The sequence below is a fragment of the Variovorax sp. YR216 genome, from assembly GCF_900107745.1.
Classification (GTDB): domain Bacteria; phylum Pseudomonadota; class Gammaproteobacteria; order Burkholderiales; family Burkholderiaceae_C; genus Variovorax.
The window spans coordinates 101,351-119,563 of record NZ_FNRO01000010.1; the positions used below are offsets into that span (position 1 = coordinate 101,351).

The following is an 18,213-nucleotide window of genomic DNA, read 5'->3' on the forward strand; positions in this document are numbered from 1 at the left end:
AACCATGACCCAAGACTTCGATCCGCGATCCGGCTCCGCCATCGAGCGGGCGCTGTTCAATCATCGGTGGCTGGTGCTGCTGCTCTGTGGCATCACCACGATCCTGCTGGGCTGGCAGGCCACGCGCCTTCAGCTCAACGCCAGCTTCGAGAAGACGATCCCCGCGCAGCACCCCTACATCCGGAACTTCCTCGACCAGCAGAAGGAACTGAGCGGACTCGGCAATGCAGTGCGCATCGCGGTGGCCGCTCGCCAGGGCTCGATCTACGACGCCGGCTATCTGGAGACGCTTCGGCAGATCAGCGACGAAGTGTTCCTGATCCCGGGTGTCGACCGGATGCGCATGAAGTCGCTCTGGACGCCTTCTACGCGATGGGTGGGCGTTACGGAAGAGGGGCTGGACGGCGGGCCGGTGATTCCCGATCGCTATGACGGATCGCCCGCGAGCCTGCAGAAGCTGGCAGCGAACGTCGCGCGTTCGGGCGAGATCGGCCAGCTCGTCGCACGCGATGCGAAATCCACCGTGATCTTCGTGCCGCTGCTGCCGCGCGATCCGCAGGGGAGGGCGCTGGACTATCGCGATCTGTCCGATCGCCTCGATGCGATCCGTGCCCGGTACGAGGCCCGCGGGGTCGATGTCCACATCACCGGCTTCGCCAAGATCATGGGCGACCTGATCGCCGGTGTCCGCGCGGTGCTTGCCTTCTTCGCGATCGCAGTGATCATTTCCGCCGCGATGGTGTTCTGGTACACGCGCTGCGCCCGCTCGACCTTGCTGGTCGTCGCCGCATCACTCGTCGCGGTCGTATGGCAGCTCGGCATGCTTCCGACGCTGGGCTTCGCGCTCGATCCTTATTCGATCCTGGTGCCCTTCCTGGTATTCGCGATCGGCATGAGCCACGGCGCCCAGAAGATGAACGGGATCATGCAGGACATCGGCCGCGGTGCGCACAAGCTGGTGGCGGCGCGGTTCACTTTCCGTCGCCTGTTTCTTGCCGGTCTGACGGCGCTCCTCGCCGATGCGGTGGGCTTCGCCGTCTTGCTGGTCATCGACATCCAGGTGATCCGGGAGCTCGCGATAGCGGCTTCGCTGGGCGTGGCGGCGCTGATCTTCACGAACCTGATCCTGCTGCCCGTCCTGCTGTCGTACACCGGCGTCAGCGCGAAGGCGGCAGAGCGAAGCCTGCGCAGCGAGGCGGCGGACGCGGCTGGCGCCGATCGCCATCCGATGTGGGCACTGCTGGACCGTTTCACGCGCAAGCCATGGGCGAGCGTCGCAGTCGTCGTCTCCCTTGTCCTGGGAGGGCTCGGGCTGGCCGTCAGCAGCCAGCTGAAGATCGGCGACCTCGACCCCGGCGCGCCGGAGCTGCGTCCCTACAGCCGCTACAACCGCGACGTCGCCTACATGAACGCGAACTACGGCGCATCCAGCGACGTGCTCGCCGTCATGGCGAAGACCCCGGAAGGGCAGTGCGCGCGCTACGACATCCTGAAGCGCGTGGACGCGCTCGAATGGGAACTGCGCCAGCTCGATGGCGTGGAGACGACTGCAGCGCTGCCGCTTCTCACGCGCAGGGTCCTGTCGGGCCTGAACGAAGCGAATCCGAAGTGGTACGAGTTCCTGCCGAACCAGGAGATGCTGAACGTGATCACGGCCGGCGCGCCGCGCGGTCTCTACAACGAGAGCTGCGGGCTGCTGACGCTCTACGTCTACCTCAAGGACCACAAGGCCGACACATTGGCACGCATCGTCGCGCATGTCGAAGACTTCGCGCGGGACAACGACTCTGCCGACGTGAAGTTCATGCTCGCCGCGGGCTCGGCCGGCATCGAGGCAGCGACCAACATCGTGGTGCGCGAAGCGTGGCGCGAGATGCTGCTGCTGGTCTACGCTGCGGTGATCGCCCTGTGCTTCATCACCTTCCGCTCTTGGCGGGCCGTCGTCGTGGCCGTGCTGCCGCTGGTGCTGACCTCGATCCTGGCCGAGGCGCTCATGGTCGCCCTCGGCATCGGCGTGAAGGTGGCGACCCTGCCGGTGATCGCACTGGGCGTGGGGATCGGCGTGGACTACGCGCTCTACATCCTGTCCGTCACCCTCGCGCAGATGCGGGAGGGGCGCAGCCTCTCCGACGCCTACTACCACGCGCTTCGGTTCACCGGCAAGGTCGTGATGCTCACCGGCTCCACGCTGGCCATCGCCGTGGTGACGTGGGTAGCCAGCCCGATCAAGTTCCAGGCGGACATGGGCGTGCTGCTGGCCTTCATGTTCCTCTGGAACATGTTGGGGGCGCTGGTCCTGATTCCGGCGCTTGGTCATTTCCTGCTGCGGCCCCGGGTGCGCAACGCATCCGTGGCGCCTGTGGCTGTTGCCGGTTCGGAGGTTCTTGCGAAATGAAATCGATCTTTGGATTCCTGCTGGGCGTCGCGCTCGCGGCCTCTGCGGCTGCGCAGACGCGCGTCGTCACCCTGGGCACGCAGGGCGGACCCCTGCCTTCGCTGACGCGCAGCCAGCCCGCCAATGCGCTGGTCGTGCGCGACCGCATCTATCTGGTCGACGCCGGAAACGGGGTCGCGCATCAACTGCTCGCGGCGGGACTCGACCATCGCAAGGTCGAGCGGATCTTCATCACGCACAACCATGACGATCACAACGCCGACTGGGGCACGTTGATGGGGCTGCAGTGGAGCACGGGGCGTCGCGCCGAGGTCCATGTGTATGGGCCTGCCGGCACCGAATCGATGCTGCAGGGATTCCTGCAGTACTTCGCGCCCAACGCGCGCATCCGGATGGGCGACAGCAAGGCCTATCCAGACCCGCGCGGCTTGTTCCATGCGCACGACATTGCCGGGCCCGGGCAGATCTACAAGGACGACCTGGTCACCGTGACTGCCGTCGAGAACTGCCACTTCGCCCACGGCACGGACGCCCAGCGGGATGCGCAGGACAAGTCCTATGCCCTGCGGTTCCAGACGCCGGACCGGGTCGTCGTGTTCAGCGGCGATACGGGGCGCTGTGCGGGACTGGATGCCTTCGCGAAGGACGCGGATGTGCTGGTGCACGAGGTGATCGACCTGCCCTTGATCGAGAAAGCCATGCGGCGCGAGCTCCCTCCCGAGATGGCGGACGGACTCATGCGGCACATGACGGCGGAGCACACCACTGCAGAAGACGTCGGGCGCCTCGCCCAGGCGGCGAAGGTCAGGAAGGTCGTTCTCACACACGTCATCCCGGGACGTGACGAACCCGACAGCGTCTACACGGACGCCGTGAAGAAGCACTACGACGGCCCGGCGGTGGTCGCCCGGGACCTGATGACGTTCTGATGCGCGCCGCACTCACCCCAATCCTTTGAGAAAGCAGTTCCATGTTTCGCTATTTCCCCACCAACTACGTCTGGAACCTCTCGGTCGACCTCGCCATCGAGATGGGCGCGCGCATCGGAGAGATCGAGGAAATGTGCGCCCCGCTGCAGGAAGCGGCGAAGGCGCCCGATGCTGCCGGCACACGGGCATTTCGCGAGACCTGGCAACGCATGGCGGACAAGCTGTGCGGCCTTGCCGAAGAGGACGAAGCCCGCGGCCGGCTGTTGTCCGCCGGCGAGAAGTACAACCGCGCGGCCGTGTACCTGCTGACCTGCGAGCGGCTTCAGGGCCACGGGGCGCCCGGACGTCTTGATCTCTACAAGCGCGAACTGGAGGTCTTCGCCGAAGGCATCCGTCTCTCGCGCGAGAACTGCGAACGCGTGGAGATCCCGTACGAGGGAAAACATCTGGCAGGGCTCTATACCCGCGCCGAAGGCGTCGAAGGACCGGCGCCGCTGCTGGTGCAGATCAACGGCCTCGATTCCACCAAGGAGATGCTGTACCGGGTGGGCATCCCAGGCTGGCTGGCGAAGCGGGGCGTGTCGTCGTTGTGCGTCGACCAGCCCGGCACGGGCGAGGCGCTGCGCCTGCACGACATGAAGGCGCGCTACGACAGCGAACACTGGGCCAGCCGGATCGTCGACTGGCTCGAAACCCGCGAGGACGTGGATCCGAAGCGCATCGGCCTGCAAGGCGTGTCGCTGGGCGGCTACTACTGCCCGCGCGCCGTGTCCTTCGAGCCGCGATTCGCCTGCGGTGCGGTGCTCGGCGCCAACCACGACTGGCGCGACGTGCAGAAGAAGCGCCTCGCGCGCGAGGGCAACTTGCCGGTGCCGCACTACTGGGACCACGTGCGCTGGGTCTGGGGTGGCGAGGACAACGACGCGTTCATGCAGATCGCGGAGAAGGTGCATCTCGACGGCATCCTCGATCGCATCAAGGTGCCTTTCCTGGTGACCCATGGCGAGAAGGACTCGCAGATTCCGCTGCACTGGGCGCAGCGCACCTACGAGCAACTGACCAACAGCCCGAAGCGCGAGCTCAAGGTCTTCACCGACCGCGAAGGCGGCGCGCAGCACGCGAGCTTCGACAACAGCATCAACGCGGGGCACTACCTCGCGGACTGGGTCGCCGAGACGCTCGGCGGTCGCACGGCCTGAATTTCGAGAAAGGAATCAACATGAAGATCATCGGACCCGACGAACTCGTTTTTGGCGTCGACGACGTCGCTGCCTGCACGCAGTATCTGAAGGACTACGGACTCCGGCAGGTATCCGAGCGCCGTTTCGAGGCGCTGGACGGCACCGGCATTTCCATCGCGCATCGCGACGATGCTGCCTTGCCTCCGGGCCTGGGCACGGCCAGCATGCTTCGCAAGACGATCTATGGTTGTGCGGACCAGGCCACCGTGGACGCCATCGCGAGCGAGCTCCAGAAGGACCGCGAAGTGAAGCGCCTGAGTAACGGCGCGATCGAGAGCGAGGACGACCTGGGGTTCGTGCTCGGCTTCCAGGTGACGGTTCGACGCCCCCTCCGCCTTTCGGCTGAATTGGTGAACGCACCGGGCGCTGCGCAGCAACGCGGCGTGAACGCAGTGGCCGTGGACCAGAACGCGCCGGCCTTGCCGCGGACCCTTTCGCATGTCGTGTACTTCGTCCCCGATGCAGCAAAAGCCGAAGCTTTCTATGTCGAGCGCCTCGGCTTTGTCTGCACCGATCGCTTCACCGGCGTGGGGCCCTTTCTGCGCCCGGCGGGCACGACGGACCACCATACGCTGTTCATGATCCAGACGCCGCCGCAGATGAAGGGTTGCGAACACTTCACGTTCCATCTCGGCGGGCCGACGGAGCTGATGCTGGCCGGCAGCCGGTTCGTTGCCAAGGGCTATGAATCGTTCTGGGGGCCGGGCCGGCACAAGTTCGGCTCCAACTGGTTCTGGTACTTCAACAGCCCCCTGGGTTGCCATGTCGAGTACGACGCGGACATGGATCTGCATGACGACCACTGGATCGCGCGGGAAGCCGCCATGGGCGCGGATGCCTCGCAGCTCTTCCTGTTCCAGCACCGCGAGAAGTGGGCGCCCGGTGGTCCTCCCCCCGGTGCCCGGCATCCGGCAGCGCACTGATCGTCATTGGCCATGGAGACCGTTCTGCGCCTGTGCATGGCCGACGAACTCCCGGAAGGGACGTCTCGCGGCTTCGATCCGATGGGCACGGGCCGCGACACGATGTTCCTGGTCAAGCGCGATGGCCTCCACGCATGGAAGAACGAGTGTCCGCACTGGGCGAACACCTCGATGGCCTGGCGAAAGGATGCCTTCCTGAATGCCGACGGAACCCGCATCGTGTGCGCGGCCCACGGTGCTCAATTCGACATCGCCACCGGCGTATGCACGCTCGGGCCCTGTATCGGCCAGACGCTCAAGCGCGTCTCGCTCATTGATCTCGACGACGGCGCTGTGGCCGTCGCTCGTGAAGAACTGGAGACAAACACATGAAGACTCTCATCATCGGCGGCGGATTCTCGGGAATGGCCGCAGCGATCGCGCTTCGCCGCGACAACCACGAGGTCGATCTGGTCGAGATCGATCCGGGCTGGCGCTCTTACGGCGCAGGCATCAGCCTGGGGGGCGCCACCTTGCGTGCGCTGCGCGAGCTTGGCGTTCTCGATGCGTTTCTCGAGCAAGGCTATGCCGGCGACGGCGTGGACATCCATCTGCCGACCGGTCAATTGCTCGCCACGCTTCCGACGCCACGCCTCGCAGGCCCGGATGTTCCGGGAGGCGGCGCGATCATGCGCCCGGTGCTGGCAAGGATCTTCGCGGACGCAACGCGCGCGGCGGGGGCCGGCGTGCGCCTCGGATGCACATTCAGCGCCGTCTCGCAGGACCGCGACGGCGTGGACGTCTCGTTCGATGACGGGAGCAGCCGTCGCTACGACCTGGTGATCGGCGCCGATGGGCTGTATTCCCAGGTGAGGCAGTCGCTGTTCCCGGACGCGCCGAAGCCGCGCTACATGGGGCAGGCCGTCTGGCGCGCCGTGCTGCCTCGCGCCGCGGAAGTGACGCACGCGATGATGTGGGTCGGCCCGAAGCTGAAGGCGGGCGTCAATCCGGTCTCGAAGGAAGAGATGTACCTGTTCGTCACTGAGGACCGCGCGGCCAATGACCACGTGGACCCTGGCGACTTTCCGGCGCTCCTGTCGGGCTTGCTCGCGACGTTTCCAGCGCCGCTCGTCCAGCAACTGCGGGAACAGGTCGGACGCCCGGATGCCCGCATCGTCTACCGGCCGCTCGAAGGGCTTCTGATGCCACGCCCATGGCATGCGGGCCGGGTCCTGCTTGTCGGCGACGCAGTGCACGCGACGACGCCGCACCTGGCGTCCGGTGCATGCATCGGCATCGAAGACGCACTGGTGATTGCCGACGAGCTGAGGCGCTCGGGCGACGTGAAGGAGGCGTTCGATGCCTTCGAGGCGCGTCGCTGGGAGCGATGCCGGATGGTCGTGGAGAACTCGGCGCGCCTCTGCGACATCGAGATCACGGGTGGCGACAAGCAGGAGCACGCCAACATCATGCGTGACAGCCTGATCGCGTTGGCACAGCCGATCTGAGCCGTTCGAGCGAGATACCGATGGTCTTGTCCGAACGCTGGAGCGCGCGCGCCGCCCTGATGGTGGCGCATTGCGCGGGGATGGTCGATCTCGTGGCGCTCCCGATCTGGATCGGCACGTTGATGGCGCACTACCGGTTCGACCCGCAACAGGCGGGCTCGCTGGCCACGTGCTTTCTGGTCAGCGCGGTGGTGGCGAGTGCGTTCACGGCTCGCCGCTTCGATCGCATCCGGGCGCGCTTCGTTGCTGCTTCCGCCTTCGGGCTCGCAGCGCTCGCCTTTGCTGCGTGTTCGCAGATGCGTGGCTTCGGTGGGCTCGCGGTCCTGCACGGCATCGGTGGCTTCGCGGCGGGGACAGCCCTGAGCATCACGCACGGGACCGTCGGGCTGAGCGCCAATCCGCACCGGCTCTTCGGCATCATGGGCACCGGGCTGGGCGTCTTCGCGGTGCTGTTCCTCGCCGCGACGCCGCAGGTCATCGCGAGCGTGGGCGGCTCGGCGCTCTTTGTCGTCATCGGCGTCGTCATGGGCATCGCGTGCATCGTGACAGCCTGCTTCTTTCCCGACGGGCAGCCGGAGAGCGCCACGATGCATGCCCGCCGGGGGCCGCTGTCCCGCCAGGTCTGGTTCCCGATCCTCGGCATCTGCTGCATGGCGCTGACGCAGGCCATGGTCTTCGCCTTTCTGGAACGGATGGGTGCGCAGCGGGGCTTCGATCCGGCGTCCGTGAATCTCCTCCTGATCGCGCTGGGTCTCATCAATCTGGCGCCGGGATTGCTTGCCGCGATGCTCCAGCGCAGGCTCGATGCGCGCAAGGTACTGCTCGCCGGCGCGACCCTGCAGTGCCTGCTGGCGCTTGTGCTGGCCTGGAGCAGCACCTTCGTGCCCTATGCGGGCGCGGGCGCGGTGTTCGTGGCCGTCATGATCTTCACGCACACCTTCTGCTTCGGTCTGCTCGCACGCCTGGACCCATCAGGGCGCGCCGTGGCCGCGACGCCTGCGATGTTGATGGTCGGTTCCGCCATCGGCCCCCTCCTCGGCGGCACGCTGGTGAAGGGATTCGGCTACGGCGCGCTGGGCGTCGCCGCACTCGCGATCGACCTTGCTGCGCTGGCCTTGTTCGTGCGCGTCGGGAGAACGCCTGATGGGTTTACCCCTGAGGTCCTGAACGCTGGCGTTGATATATAAACACGGCCATTCGCAACTCCGGTTCTGCCCACGCTGTCATGCATTGCGCCCAGTGCGGTACGTTGAATGGACCCACGCTTGCACTCTGTTCGAGCTGCGGCATCGGCATCAGAAGAGAACCCACCGTTTGGCGCGGCAGCGGGCCGCGACCCAGCCTGCTGGGCACGCTCGACCACCCGCGCGAGACGCGCGAAGGCCTGCGGGAGCTCTACGCCGCGGCGGTCGGAACGAAGAACAGTGACCACTATCTCGCGAAGTTCGCGCTCTTCGATCACGAGCGCAGGACATCGGCGGGCTGGCACTGGCCGGCTTTCTTCGTCACCTTCGCCTGGCTCGTCCACAGGAAGATGTGGGGCAAGGCAGCGCTCTACTTCCTGCTTCCCTACGTGGTGTTCGTGCCTGTGGTCCTGTTGGGCCCGACCATGCCCTTGGCGGTTGCGATCGGCTGCTTCGCGTATCTGCTGGGCATCTTCATCCTGCCGCCGCTTCTCGCCGACGCGACCTATTACCGGCATTGCGAGCGGGTGATCGAGCACGCGCGGGCGGTCAACCGCAGCCAGGAAGGGCAACTCGTCCTGGTTGCGCGCGAGGGCGGCACGAGCGGCATCGTGCCGTTCATCGTCGGTCTGGTCGCGATCGCGATGCTGGCGGGCACGGTGTCCGCCGTCGCGCTGCCGGCCTATCAGGACTACACCGCGCGAATGAAGGCGAAGCAGGTGGCCATCGCCGGCGATCCTCAATCGGCTGGACGCGTCTCGACCGCTGACTAAGATCGCGCTTCGAACGACACGCCCCCGGGCGAAGGAGCCGAAGTGAACGCAAAGCGATCCGTCTTTCTGGTGCTGGGGTCGATGCTGCTGTCCCTGTCCGCCGCGGCGGCGGGGATCGAAGGGCCGACCTGGCGCCTCACCAGCGTCCAGGGGCTGGATGCAAGCCTCCTTCCCACCGGCCCGCAGTCGGTCACGGCCAGGTTCGAAGGTGGGCGGGTTTCCGGCTTCTCGGGCTGCAACCGCTTCTTCGGCTCCTACACCCTGAAGCAGCCGGATCGCCTCGTGATCGGCCGCCTCGCCGGTTCGATGATGGCCTGCGGCGGCAACGCGATGAAGGTGGAGGGCGCGGTGCACAAGGCGATGGCCGGCACCTTCCGTCCCGTGCTGAGCGGCGACGGCCTCACGCTGCTGTCGACGCGCGGGGACGAACCGGTGATGACCTTCAAGGCCGAGCCGAAGCCCAGCCTGGTCGGCCTGCGCTCCAACGTGACCGGCTTCAACAACGGCAGGCAGGCGGTGGTCAGCCCGATGATCGACACCGCGATCTCGATGTCCTTCGGCGACGGCATCGTGAAGGGCTTCAGCGGGTGCAACACCTTCCGCGCCAGCTACACCGTGGACGGCAACCGCATCGCGGTCGGGGCGATCGCAACCACGCGCAGGACCTGCGCCGATGCAGTGATGCAGCAGGAGCAACAGTTCCTCGCCGCGCTCAAGTCGACGACCACCTGGGACTTCAGCGGCGCACTGCTGGACATGCATCGCCCCGACGGCGAGCGCACGGTGACGGGGACGCGCGAAGCCGGCTGACGGTCGATCCCGCGGTCTCCCTCAGATGGTGGATGACGCACCGCGGCGCCTGTCTCCAAATCGCGGCTCGACCTATGAATTCAAACGACGTCGCACATTTCTGGGAGGCCAATGCGGACGCCTGGACGCGTCTCGCCCGGCTGGGCGTGGATGTGTTCCGCGACATGCTGAACAGCCCGGCCTTCTTCGGCATGCTGCCGCCCGTGACCGGCCTGGCGGGGCTCGACGTGGGCTGCGGCGAAGGGACCAACACGCGCCAGCTCGCGCGGCTCGGCGCGCGGATGTCGGCGGTCGACATTGCGCCGACCTTCGTGCGCAATGCGCGCGATGCCGAGGCGGCCGATCCGCTGGGCATCGAGTACCGCGTCGGCGACGGCATGGCGCTGCCCTTTGCCGCGCGCTCGTTCGATTTCGTGACGGCCTTCATGTCGCTGATGGACATGCCGGACCCGGTGCGGGCCTTGCACGAAGCGAGCCGTGTCTTGCGGCCCGGCGGCTTCCTGCAGTTCTCGATTCTTCACCCGTGCTTCGCGCCCCCGCACCGCGAAGTGGTGCGCGACGCGAACGGCAGGGCGCGGGCGATCGAGATCGGCGGCTACTTCGAATCGACGGAAGGCCGGGTGGACACCTGGTGGTTCTCGACGCTGAAGCCCGAGGAGCGCGACCGGATCGCGCCTTTCAGGACGCCCATCTTCCATCGCACGCTGAGCGAGTGGTTCGACATCGTGCTCGGCGCGGGGCTGCACATCGACAAGATCGCGGAGCCCACGGCGGGAACCGGTTCGAGACATGCGGACGCGGTGGTCGACGACACGCGGATTGCGCCGCTGTCGCTGCACATCCGGGCAACCAAGCGCAGGGTGCGTCGCCGCAAGTCCACCATCGCTTGACAGGCGGGTGCGGCACCAGCGCGGCCGAGACGGGGAGCGCGGCGCCCTCGTGCGTCAAGCCCGCTGCCTGCGCCTGCATGTAGAACCTTGGCACTCTGCTGCAGCGCTCCATGTCCCGGACGCTGCGGGATTCCACCAAGGTTGCGCTCGCACACACGCGGCGCATACTGGCGGCAGACCCGCGAAGCCTTCCCCCGGGGCAACGGGCGGCATCCAGGAGACCGCATTGCAGCGAACCAACATTGCCAACCCGGCCTATTTCCACAAGGTCGTCGATTGCCAGTACGCCTGTCCCGCGCACACCCCCGTCCCCGAATACATACGGTTGATCGCGCAGCGCCGCTATGACGACGCCTACATGATCAACTGGGCCTCCAACGTCTTCCCCGGCATCCTCGGCCGGACCTGCGACAGGCCCTGCGAGCCCGCATGCCGACGGGGGCGGGTGGAGGAAAGCAATTCGAAAGACCCCGAGCCGGTGGCCATCTGCCGGCTCAAGCGCGTGACGGCCGACATGAAGAACGACGTGCGCGCGCGCATGCCGAAGGTCGAGCCGAGCAATGGCAAGCGCATCGCCTGCGTGGGCGCGGGACCGGCCTCGCTGACCGTCGCGCGCGACCTCGCGCCGCTGGGCTACGAGGTCACGGTGTTCGATGGCGAAGCCAAGGCGGGCGGCTTCATCCGCACCCAGATCCCGCGCTTCCGCTTGCCAGAATCGGTGATCGACGAGGAGACGGGCTACATCCTCGACCTCGGCGTGACCTTCCGCGCCGGCGAGCGCATCGATTCGATGAAGGCGCTCGCGGCCCAGGGCTGGGACGCGATCTTCGTCGGCTGCGGCGCACCGCGCGGGCGTGACCTCGACGTGCCCGGGCGCAAGGAAGCGGCCGAACGCATCCACATCGGCATCGACTGGCTGGCCTCCGTGTCGTTCGGCCACGTCACGACCATCGGCAAGCGGGTGATCGTGCTCGGCGGCGGCAACACCGCGATGGACTGCTGCCGTTCGGCGCGCCGGCTCGGTGGCACCGACGTGAAGGTCATCGTGCGCAGCGGCTTCGAGGAGATGAAGGCGTCGCCGTGGGAGAAGGAAGACGCGCAGCACGAGGGCATCCCGATCATCAACTACCACGTGCCGAAGGAATTCGTGCACGAAGACGGCAGGCTCACCGGCATGCGCTTCGAGATCGTGCGCGCCGAGTATGACGACCAGGGCAACCGCAAGCTGGTTCCGACCGGCCAGCCCGATGCCTTCTTCGAGTGCGACGAAGTGCTGGTGGCGGTGGGGCAGGAGAACGCCTTCCCGTGGATCGAACGCGACTGCGGCATCGAGTTCGACAAGTGGGGCCTGCCCAGGCTCGAGAAGAGCAGCTTCCAGTCGACGCTGCCGAACGTCTTCTTCGGCGGCGATGCGGCCTTTGGTCCGAAGAACATCATCGAGGCGGTGGCGCATGGGCACGAGGCGGCGGTGTCGATCGACAAGCTGCTGCACGGTGAGCCGGTGACGCATCGACCCGCGCCGATGACCAATCTGATCTCGCAGAAGATGGGCATCCACGAGTGGAGCTACGACAACGACACCTCGAACGACCTGCGCTACAAGGTCCCGTGGGAAAAGGCGGAGAAGGCGCTCGCGAGCATCCGCGTGGAGGTCGAGCTTGGCTTCGACGCGGCCACCGCGTTCAAGGAAGCGCAGCGCTGCCTCAACTGCGACGTGCAGACCGTGTTCACCGAGACCGCGTGCATCGAGTGCGATGCCTGCGTGGACATCTGCCCGATGGACTGCATCACCTTCACCACCAACGGCGACGAGGCCGAGTTGCGTGAGCGGCTGAAGGCGCCGGCACTCAACCTTGCGCAGGACCTGTATGTGTCCGGCGGCCTGAAGACCGGCCGCGTGATGGTCAAGGACGAGGACGTCTGCCTGCACTGCGGCCTGTGCGCCGAACGTTGCCCGACGGGTGCCTGGGACATGCAGAAGTTCCTCCTGAAGACCACGCCCGCAGGCCCGAAGGCGCGTGAGAAGCGCGCTACGCCTGAGGGGGTAGCCGCATGAGCGCAACGCTTCCGCCCAAGGGCATCGTGCGGCAGATCGAGGCCGTCAACGACTTCGTCATCAAGTTCGCCAACGTCAATGGCTCGGGCTCGGCGTCGGCCAACGAGCTGTTCGCCAAGGCCATCCTGCGCATGGGCGTGCCGGTGAGCCCGCGCAACATCTTCCCGAGCAACATCCAGGGCCTGCCGACCTGGTACGAGGTGCGTGTGACCGAGGGGGGCCACCTGGGCAGGCGCGGCGGCACCGACATGATGGTCGCGATGAATCCGCAGACCTGGGACGCCGACGTGGCCGAACTGGCGCCCGGCGGCTACTTGTTCTACGACAGCACGCGCGCGCTGCCGCCTTCGAAGTTCCGCGACGACATCCGCGTCATCGGCATGCCGCTGACCGAGATCTGCAATGTGGTCTACCAGGACCCGCGGCAGCGGCAGCTCTTCAAGAACATCGTCTACGTGGGCGCGCTTGCGGTGCTGCTGGGCATCGAGCCCGAAGTGGTCGAGAAGCTCTTCGGCGAGCAGTACAAGGGCAAGGAGCGCTTGCTCGCCTCCAACGTGCAGGCCCTGCACCTGGGATGCGACTTCGCGCGCGAGCACCTGCGCGAGCCGGTCGGGCTCAAGGTGCGGCGCGCGGACAAGGTGGGCGACCGCATCTTCGTGGACGGCAACAGCGCCGCCGCGCTGGGCTGCGTGTACGGCGGCGCGACAGTGGCGGCGTGGTATCCGATCACGCCTTCGTCGTCGGTGGCGGAGGCCTTCCAGAAGTACTGCTCGAAGTTCCGCGTCGATGCCGCGACCGGCCAGCAGCGTTTCGCGATCGTGCAGGCGGAGGACGAGATCGCTTCGATCGGCATGGTGGTCGGCGCGGGCTGGAACGGCGCGCGCGCCTTCACCGCGACCTCGGGGCCGGGCATTTCGCTGATGAGCGAGTTCATCGGCCTTGCGTATTTCGCGGAGATCCCGGTCACGCTCATCAACGTGCAGCGCGGCGGCCCGTCGACCGGCATGCCGACGCGCACGCAGCAGGCCGACATCCTCGCGTGCGCCTATGCCTCGCATGGCGACACCAAGCATGTGCTGCTGTTCCCCGAGGATCCGCACGAGTGCTTCGAGCATGCGGCGGCCGCGCTCGACCTGGCGGACCGGCTGCAGACGCCGGTGTTCGTGATGACCGATCTCGACATCGGCATGAACCAGCGCCTGTGCGCGCCCTTCGCCTGGGACGACAGCCGCGCCTATGACCGCGGCAAGGTGATGACCGCCGAAGAGCTGGAAGCCGGCCGCGACTTCGGCCGCTACAAGGACGTGGACGGCGATGGCATCCCGTGGCGCACGCTGCCCGGCACGCATCCGACCAAGGGCAGCTACTTCACGCGCGGCACCACACGCGATGCGTACGCGCGCTATTCCGAGCGAGGTCCGGACTACATCTACAACATGGAACGGCTGCTGCGGAAGTTCAAGACCGCCGCCTCGCTGGTGCCTCAGCCGGTGGTGCGGCTGGCGGCCGAGAAGACGCCGCTCGGCGTGATCTATTTCGGCTCGACCAGCCCGGCCATGCACGAGGCGCTCGAGTCCCTGCAGGGGCGGGGCATTCATCTCGACGCGATGCGGCTGCGAGCATTTCCGTTTCCGGACAGCGTCGCGCGGTTCCTCTCGCAGCACGAGCGGGTGTTCGTGGTCGAGCAGAACCGCGACGCGCAGATGCACAGCCTGCTGGTCAACGAGCTCGACGTCGATCCGGCGCGGCTGGTGCGCGTGCTGCATTTCGACGGCACGCCGATCACGGCGCGGTTCATCACCGACACCATTTCCAAGCGCGTGAACCAGGAGCGTGCATGACCTACATCGCCAAGCCGCGGATGCACCATCCGACCCTTGCCACCAACAAGGTGGGCTACACGCGGCGTGACTACGAAGGAAAGATCTCCACGCTGTGCGCGGGCTGCGGGCACGATTCGATCTCGGCGTCGATCATCGAGGCCTGCTGGGAGCTGGACATCGAGCCGCATCGCGTCGCGAAGCTCTCGGGCATCGGCTGCAGCTCGAAGACGCCGGACTACTTCCTCGGTGCCTCGCACGGCTTCAACACGGTGCACGGGCGCATGCCCAGCGTGCTGACCGGTGCCAACCTCGCCAATCGCGACCTGTTGTACCTCGGCGTGTCGGGCGACGGGGATTCGGCCTCCATCGGGCTCGGCCAGTTCGCGCATGCCATGCGGCGCGGGGTGCGCATGGCCTACATCGTCGAGAACAACGGGGTCTACGGGCTCACCAAGGGCCAGTTCTCCGCCACCGCCGACCAGGGCTCGAAGAGCAAGAAGGGCGTGGTCAACACCGACAGCCCGGTGGATCTGGCGGCGATGGCGCTGCAGCTCGGCGCGACCTACGTGGGGCGCGGCTTCTCGGGCAACAAGGCGCAGCTCGTGCCGCTGATCAAGGGCGCGATCAGCCACAGCGGCGCGGCGTTCATCGATGTCATCAGCCCCTGCGTGGCCTTCAACAACCATCCGGGCAGCACCAAGAGCTACGACTATGTGCGCGAGCACAACGAGGCGGTCAGCCGCATCGACTTCATCGGCACGCATGACGAGATCAAGGTGGACATGGCGCCGGGCGAGGTGATGGACGTGCGCCAGCACGACGGCACGCTGCTGCGCCTGCGCAGCCTGCATCCGGACTACAACCCGGCCGACCGCTACGCCGCGATGGCGCACATGCAGAAGCACCAGGAGATGGGCGAGATCGTGACCGGGCTGCTGTACGTCGATCCTCTCGCGACCGACCTGCACACGGCGCTCAACACCGTCGAGCGCCCGCTCAATACGCTCGGCCCCGCCGAGCTGTGCCCCGGCGCGCAGGCGCTGGAGCGGCTCAACGCCACCTTGCGTTAAGCGGGCGTCGGTCGCAACATAGCGTGCTTCCCAACGGAGGGGGCGGTCCATGGCAGAACGTACGGTTTTCCAGTCCATCTCGCGCAAGCACGTGACCAGCCTGGCGCCGACGGCCACGGTGCGCGACGCCGCCTGCGTGATGACGCGGGCCAACTGCGGCAGCGTGCTTGTCATGGAGCCGCCCGACAGCATTCTGGGCATTCTCACGGAGCGCGATCTGATGACCCGCGTGCTCGCGCGCGGACTCGATCCGGACGCCACCAGCGTGCGCGCGGTCATGACACCCAATCCGATCTGTGTCACACCGGAAACATTGGTGTCCGATGCTGTCGTGCTGATGCTCGAACGCGGTTTCCGTCACCTGCCGTTGGTGTCAGGAACGAAGGTGCTCGGCGTGTTCTCCGTGCGCGATGCGCTGCCGCGCGAAATTGGTGCGGCGTTGAGCCAGACCGAGTTCAACGAGCAGGTGAACGACGTGCTGGGCTGAGCCCGGGCGCATCCGCTCCGGCCGCCTTCGCGGCCCTCCCGATCTCCCGAAATAGACGTTCGTTCCGTCCGGAAAGGGGCGTGCGCGCCCCTGGATTCAGGGTTTCTACCGGCAATTTTTTGGATCGCCCGACCCTAAAAACGGTGCTTTGCGGGAACGCCTGCACCTCCTAAATTTCGGTCACGCCACACGGCAGACGACCCGAATCCACAAACCAGGAACCCCGTCACGAACCACTCTTGCGACCCCGCACGCCGCCGCCTGCTCAAGACCTCGATTGCCGCTGGCGGCCTGGCGGCCGGGGGCTTTCTCTCGATCGACGCGCTGGCCCACGGCAAGACGCGCATCAACATGCAGTTCGGCTGGATTCCGAGCGTGAACCAGGTCGGCGAGATCGTCGCGAAGCGCCTGGGCTTCTACGAGCAGGAGGGCCCCTCCGGGGGGCAACCCCGGCGGCCCGGCCAAGCCGGTTCCGCGGGGTTCCTGGTCTTGGGTGTGCCGGTTCATGTGCCGCGCCTCGCGCGTCAGTGCGGCCGGCCCTTCGTGGCCTTCTTCTTCGTCGCGTCGAAGGCGGCCGCCACCACCGGCTTGGCCCATTGCGGGACCTGGTCGAGCGCGATGTGGGAGACGATCTGCCCGCCCTCCATGTGCAGCACCAGCACGGGCTGCGGCTTGATGCCGGCCTTGGGGTCGCCGTCGATGCTGTTGTCGTACACGCGCAGGCTGGCGAGGTGCGGCAGCAGGCGGATGAGGTTCGCGCGGCTGCTGACGTAGCGCGCGCGGATCTTGTCTTCGGGAATGTCGTGGCCGCCGGCGATCACCCGTTCCTTCACGCGCTCGACGTGCTTCTCGGGCGAGGCCAGCCCGGCGTACCAGACGTGGACCTGCGCGCCCTTGCGCGCGCCGGCGAGCAGCATGTCCGGCAGGGTGCGCGCGCCCAGCGTGGTCTCGAAAGCGAAATTGAGGCCGTCGGCCAGCGCGCGTTCGAGGCCGGCGCGGCCCATTTCCCAGGCCTGTGCATTGGCCGTTTCCTGCGTGAGCGCGGGATTGGCGTCCAGCAGCGTGCGCGCCGCGAGATCGGGATTGAAGTAGGGGACCTTGCGCGCCTGGAGCGCCGCGCCGCCGATGCTGCTCTTGCCGGCGCCGTTGACGCCCGCGAGAACGAAGATGCGCGCGGCCATTACCTGGGGATCACCTCTTGGCGGACTTGCCGCGGCCCGCGGCGCGGACCGCCGCCTTGCCCAGTTCGGCCGGGGACATCGCGAAGGCGTCTTCCATTGCCGCGGCGGCTTCGTCGCCCTGCATGCGGGCGAACATGTCGTCGAACTGCCGGGTGAGCGCGTCGAGGTCGGGTTCGGCCGCCTGTTCGAGCGCGAGGTAGCGGTCGATCGACATCAGCACCATGGCCGGCTCGTCGTGGCGGGTGACGACCACCGCGCCGTGCGTCATGACGGCGCTGGTGACCTTCTGCATCCCGGCGACCAGATTGGTGGCCGAGACGGCCGGCAGACCGCGCGTGAAACGGTCGATGGCTTCGGGACGCGAAATGCTGGGGCTGGACATGGCGGGCTCCGGTGGATCTCCAATACGGCCATTTTGGCTATTTTGGCCGATTTGGGGATTCTAGCCATTTTGCCCATATGAAGTGGCCGCGACCCACCCATGGCCCCGCGGCTCAGAGCAGCTCGAAGCTGATGTCCTGGGCGCCTTCCCAGAGCACTTTCTTGCCCAGCGCGCGAAGGTTTTCCTTGCCCTCGACGATCGTCAGGAAGTGGTTGCCCGCGAGCTGGCCCATCTTGCTGGCGAAGCTGCAGCTTCCGTAGGCCAGGATGATCTCGGTCTCGCTGTAGCCGCCCGGGTAGAAGAGGATGTCGCCGACCGACGGGTGGCTGGTGTGGTTCTCGAAGCCGACGCCGAGCTGGAATTCGCCCAGCGGAATCCAGCAGCCTTCGCCGCTCCATCGGACGTGGATGATCTTCTGCCTGTAGGGCAGCAGCTTGAGGAACGCTTCGACGGTCTGGGGCGCCTCGGGATTCGTCTCCGCGACGAAGCGGAAGCCCGCGGCCTGGATGCCAATTCTTGCCATGGATGTGTGTGTCCGGAAAGTTGAAAGGATCAGTGAAGCAGCTGGCTCAGGGAGAGCCG

General features: G+C 66.8%; 17 protein-coding genes. 14 read left to right on the plus strand and 3 right to left on the minus strand.

Features of this window, described 5'->3' with window-relative positions:
• Window positions 1-4: 4 nt before the first annotated feature.
• From BLW05_RS22755 to BLW05_RS22820, 14 genes are all read left to right on the plus strand, one after another.
• Entirely contained in the window at window positions 5-2,395 is a 2,391-nt protein-coding gene (locus tag BLW05_RS22755; protein WP_093165930.1) for an efflux RND transporter permease subunit, read from the plus strand.
• Window positions 2,392-3,324: an MBL fold metallo-hydrolase gene (locus tag BLW05_RS22760; protein ID WP_093165838.1), complete on the plus strand. Its 933-nt coding sequence runs from the start codon at window positions 2,392-2,394 to the stop codon at window positions 3,322-3,324. The genes BLW05_RS22755 and BLW05_RS22760 overlap by 4 nt, the downstream gene beginning before the upstream one ends.
• A gap of 41 nt (window positions 3,325-3,365) precedes the next feature.
• Window positions 3,366-4,523 (plus strand): alpha/beta hydrolase family protein, encoded by a 1,158-nt coding sequence (locus tag BLW05_RS22765; protein ID WP_093165839.1) that lies wholly within the window; start codon window positions 3,366-3,368, stop codon window positions 4,521-4,523.
• Between the two features lie 20 nt (window positions 4,524-4,543).
• On the plus strand, window positions 4,544-5,488 hold the full coding sequence (locus BLW05_RS22770; protein ID WP_093165840.1) for a VOC family protein: 945 nt from the start codon (window positions 4,544-4,546) through the stop codon (window positions 5,486-5,488).
• Between the two features lie 36 nt (window positions 5,489-5,524).
• The gene (locus BLW05_RS22775; protein ID WP_256330448.1) at window positions 5,525-5,860 is read left to right on the plus strand and encodes a Rieske (2Fe-2S) protein; all 336 of its coding nucleotides are present in this window, start codon (window positions 5,525-5,527) and stop codon (window positions 5,858-5,860) included.
• Entirely contained in the window at window positions 5,857-6,975 is a 1,119-nt protein-coding gene (locus BLW05_RS22780; protein ID WP_093165842.1) for an FAD-dependent oxidoreductase, read from the plus strand. The genes BLW05_RS22775 and BLW05_RS22780 overlap by 4 nt, the downstream gene beginning before the upstream one ends.
• Window positions 6,976-6,995: 20 nt before the next feature.
• Window positions 6,996-8,162, plus strand: coding sequence for an MFS transporter (locus BLW05_RS22785; protein ID WP_093165843.1), 1,167 nt, complete (start codon window positions 6,996-6,998; stop codon window positions 8,160-8,162).
• 62 nt (window positions 8,163-8,224) lie between these two features.
• Window positions 8,225-8,932 carry a DUF2628 domain-containing protein gene (locus BLW05_RS22790; RefSeq protein WP_177142777.1) on the plus strand — a complete coding sequence of 236 codons (708 nt, stop codon included), beginning with the start codon at window positions 8,225-8,227 and terminating at the stop codon, window positions 8,930-8,932.
• A 42-nt stretch (window positions 8,933-8,974) separates the two neighbouring features.
• The gene (locus tag BLW05_RS22795; RefSeq protein ID WP_093165845.1) at window positions 8,975-9,742 is read left to right on the plus strand and encodes an META domain-containing protein; all 768 of its coding nucleotides are present in this window, start codon (window positions 8,975-8,977) and stop codon (window positions 9,740-9,742) included.
• A gap of 74 nt (window positions 9,743-9,816) precedes the next feature.
• Complete coding sequence (locus BLW05_RS22800; protein WP_093165846.1) at window positions 9,817-10,632, plus strand: class I SAM-dependent methyltransferase; 816 nt, start codon at window positions 9,817-9,819, stop codon at window positions 10,630-10,632.
• A 226-nt stretch (window positions 10,633-10,858) separates the two neighbouring features.
• Window positions 10,859-12,688, plus strand: a complete 1,830-nt coding sequence (locus BLW05_RS22805) for an FAD-dependent oxidoreductase (protein WP_093165847.1) — start codon at window positions 10,859-10,861, stop codon at window positions 12,686-12,688.
• Window positions 12,685-14,529, plus strand: a complete 1,845-nt coding sequence (locus BLW05_RS22810) for a 2-oxoacid:acceptor oxidoreductase subunit alpha (RefSeq protein ID WP_256330449.1) — start codon at window positions 12,685-12,687, stop codon at window positions 14,527-14,529. The genes BLW05_RS22805 and BLW05_RS22810 overlap by 4 nt, the downstream gene beginning before the upstream one ends.
• A complete protein-coding gene (locus BLW05_RS22815) occupies window positions 14,526-15,581 on the plus strand; it encodes a 2-oxoacid:ferredoxin oxidoreductase subunit beta (RefSeq protein ID WP_093165848.1) in 1,056 nt (351 codons plus the stop codon). Before BLW05_RS22810 ends, BLW05_RS22815 begins: the two co-directional genes overlap by 4 nt.
• 49 nt (window positions 15,582-15,630) lie before the next feature.
• The gene (locus BLW05_RS22820; protein WP_093165849.1) at window positions 15,631-16,068 is read left to right on the plus strand and encodes a CBS domain-containing protein; all 438 of its coding nucleotides are present in this window, start codon (window positions 15,631-15,633) and stop codon (window positions 16,066-16,068) included.
• Window positions 16,069-16,592: 524 nt separating this feature from the next.
• Here BLW05_RS22820 and BLW05_RS22825 read toward each other — a convergent pair.
• The 3 genes from BLW05_RS22825 to BLW05_RS22835 all read right to left on the minus strand — a co-directional run bounded on the left by BLW05_RS22825 (window position 16,593) and on the right by BLW05_RS22835 (window position 18,154).
• On the minus strand, window positions 16,593-17,249 hold the full coding sequence (locus BLW05_RS22825; RefSeq protein ID WP_093165850.1) for an ATPase: 657 nt from the start codon (window positions 17,247-17,249) through the stop codon (window positions 16,593-16,595).
• 10 nt (window positions 17,250-17,259) lie between these two features.
• Complete coding sequence (locus BLW05_RS22830; RefSeq protein ID WP_093165851.1) at window positions 17,260-17,631, minus strand: hypothetical protein; 372 nt, start codon at window positions 17,629-17,631, stop codon at window positions 17,260-17,262.
• Window positions 17,632-17,743: 112 nt separating this feature from the next.
• Window positions 17,744-18,154: a DUF3830 family protein gene (locus BLW05_RS22835; RefSeq protein ID WP_093165852.1), complete on the minus strand. Its 411-nt coding sequence runs from the start codon at window positions 18,152-18,154 to the stop codon at window positions 17,744-17,746.
• Window positions 18,155-18,213 lie beyond the last annotated feature (59 nt).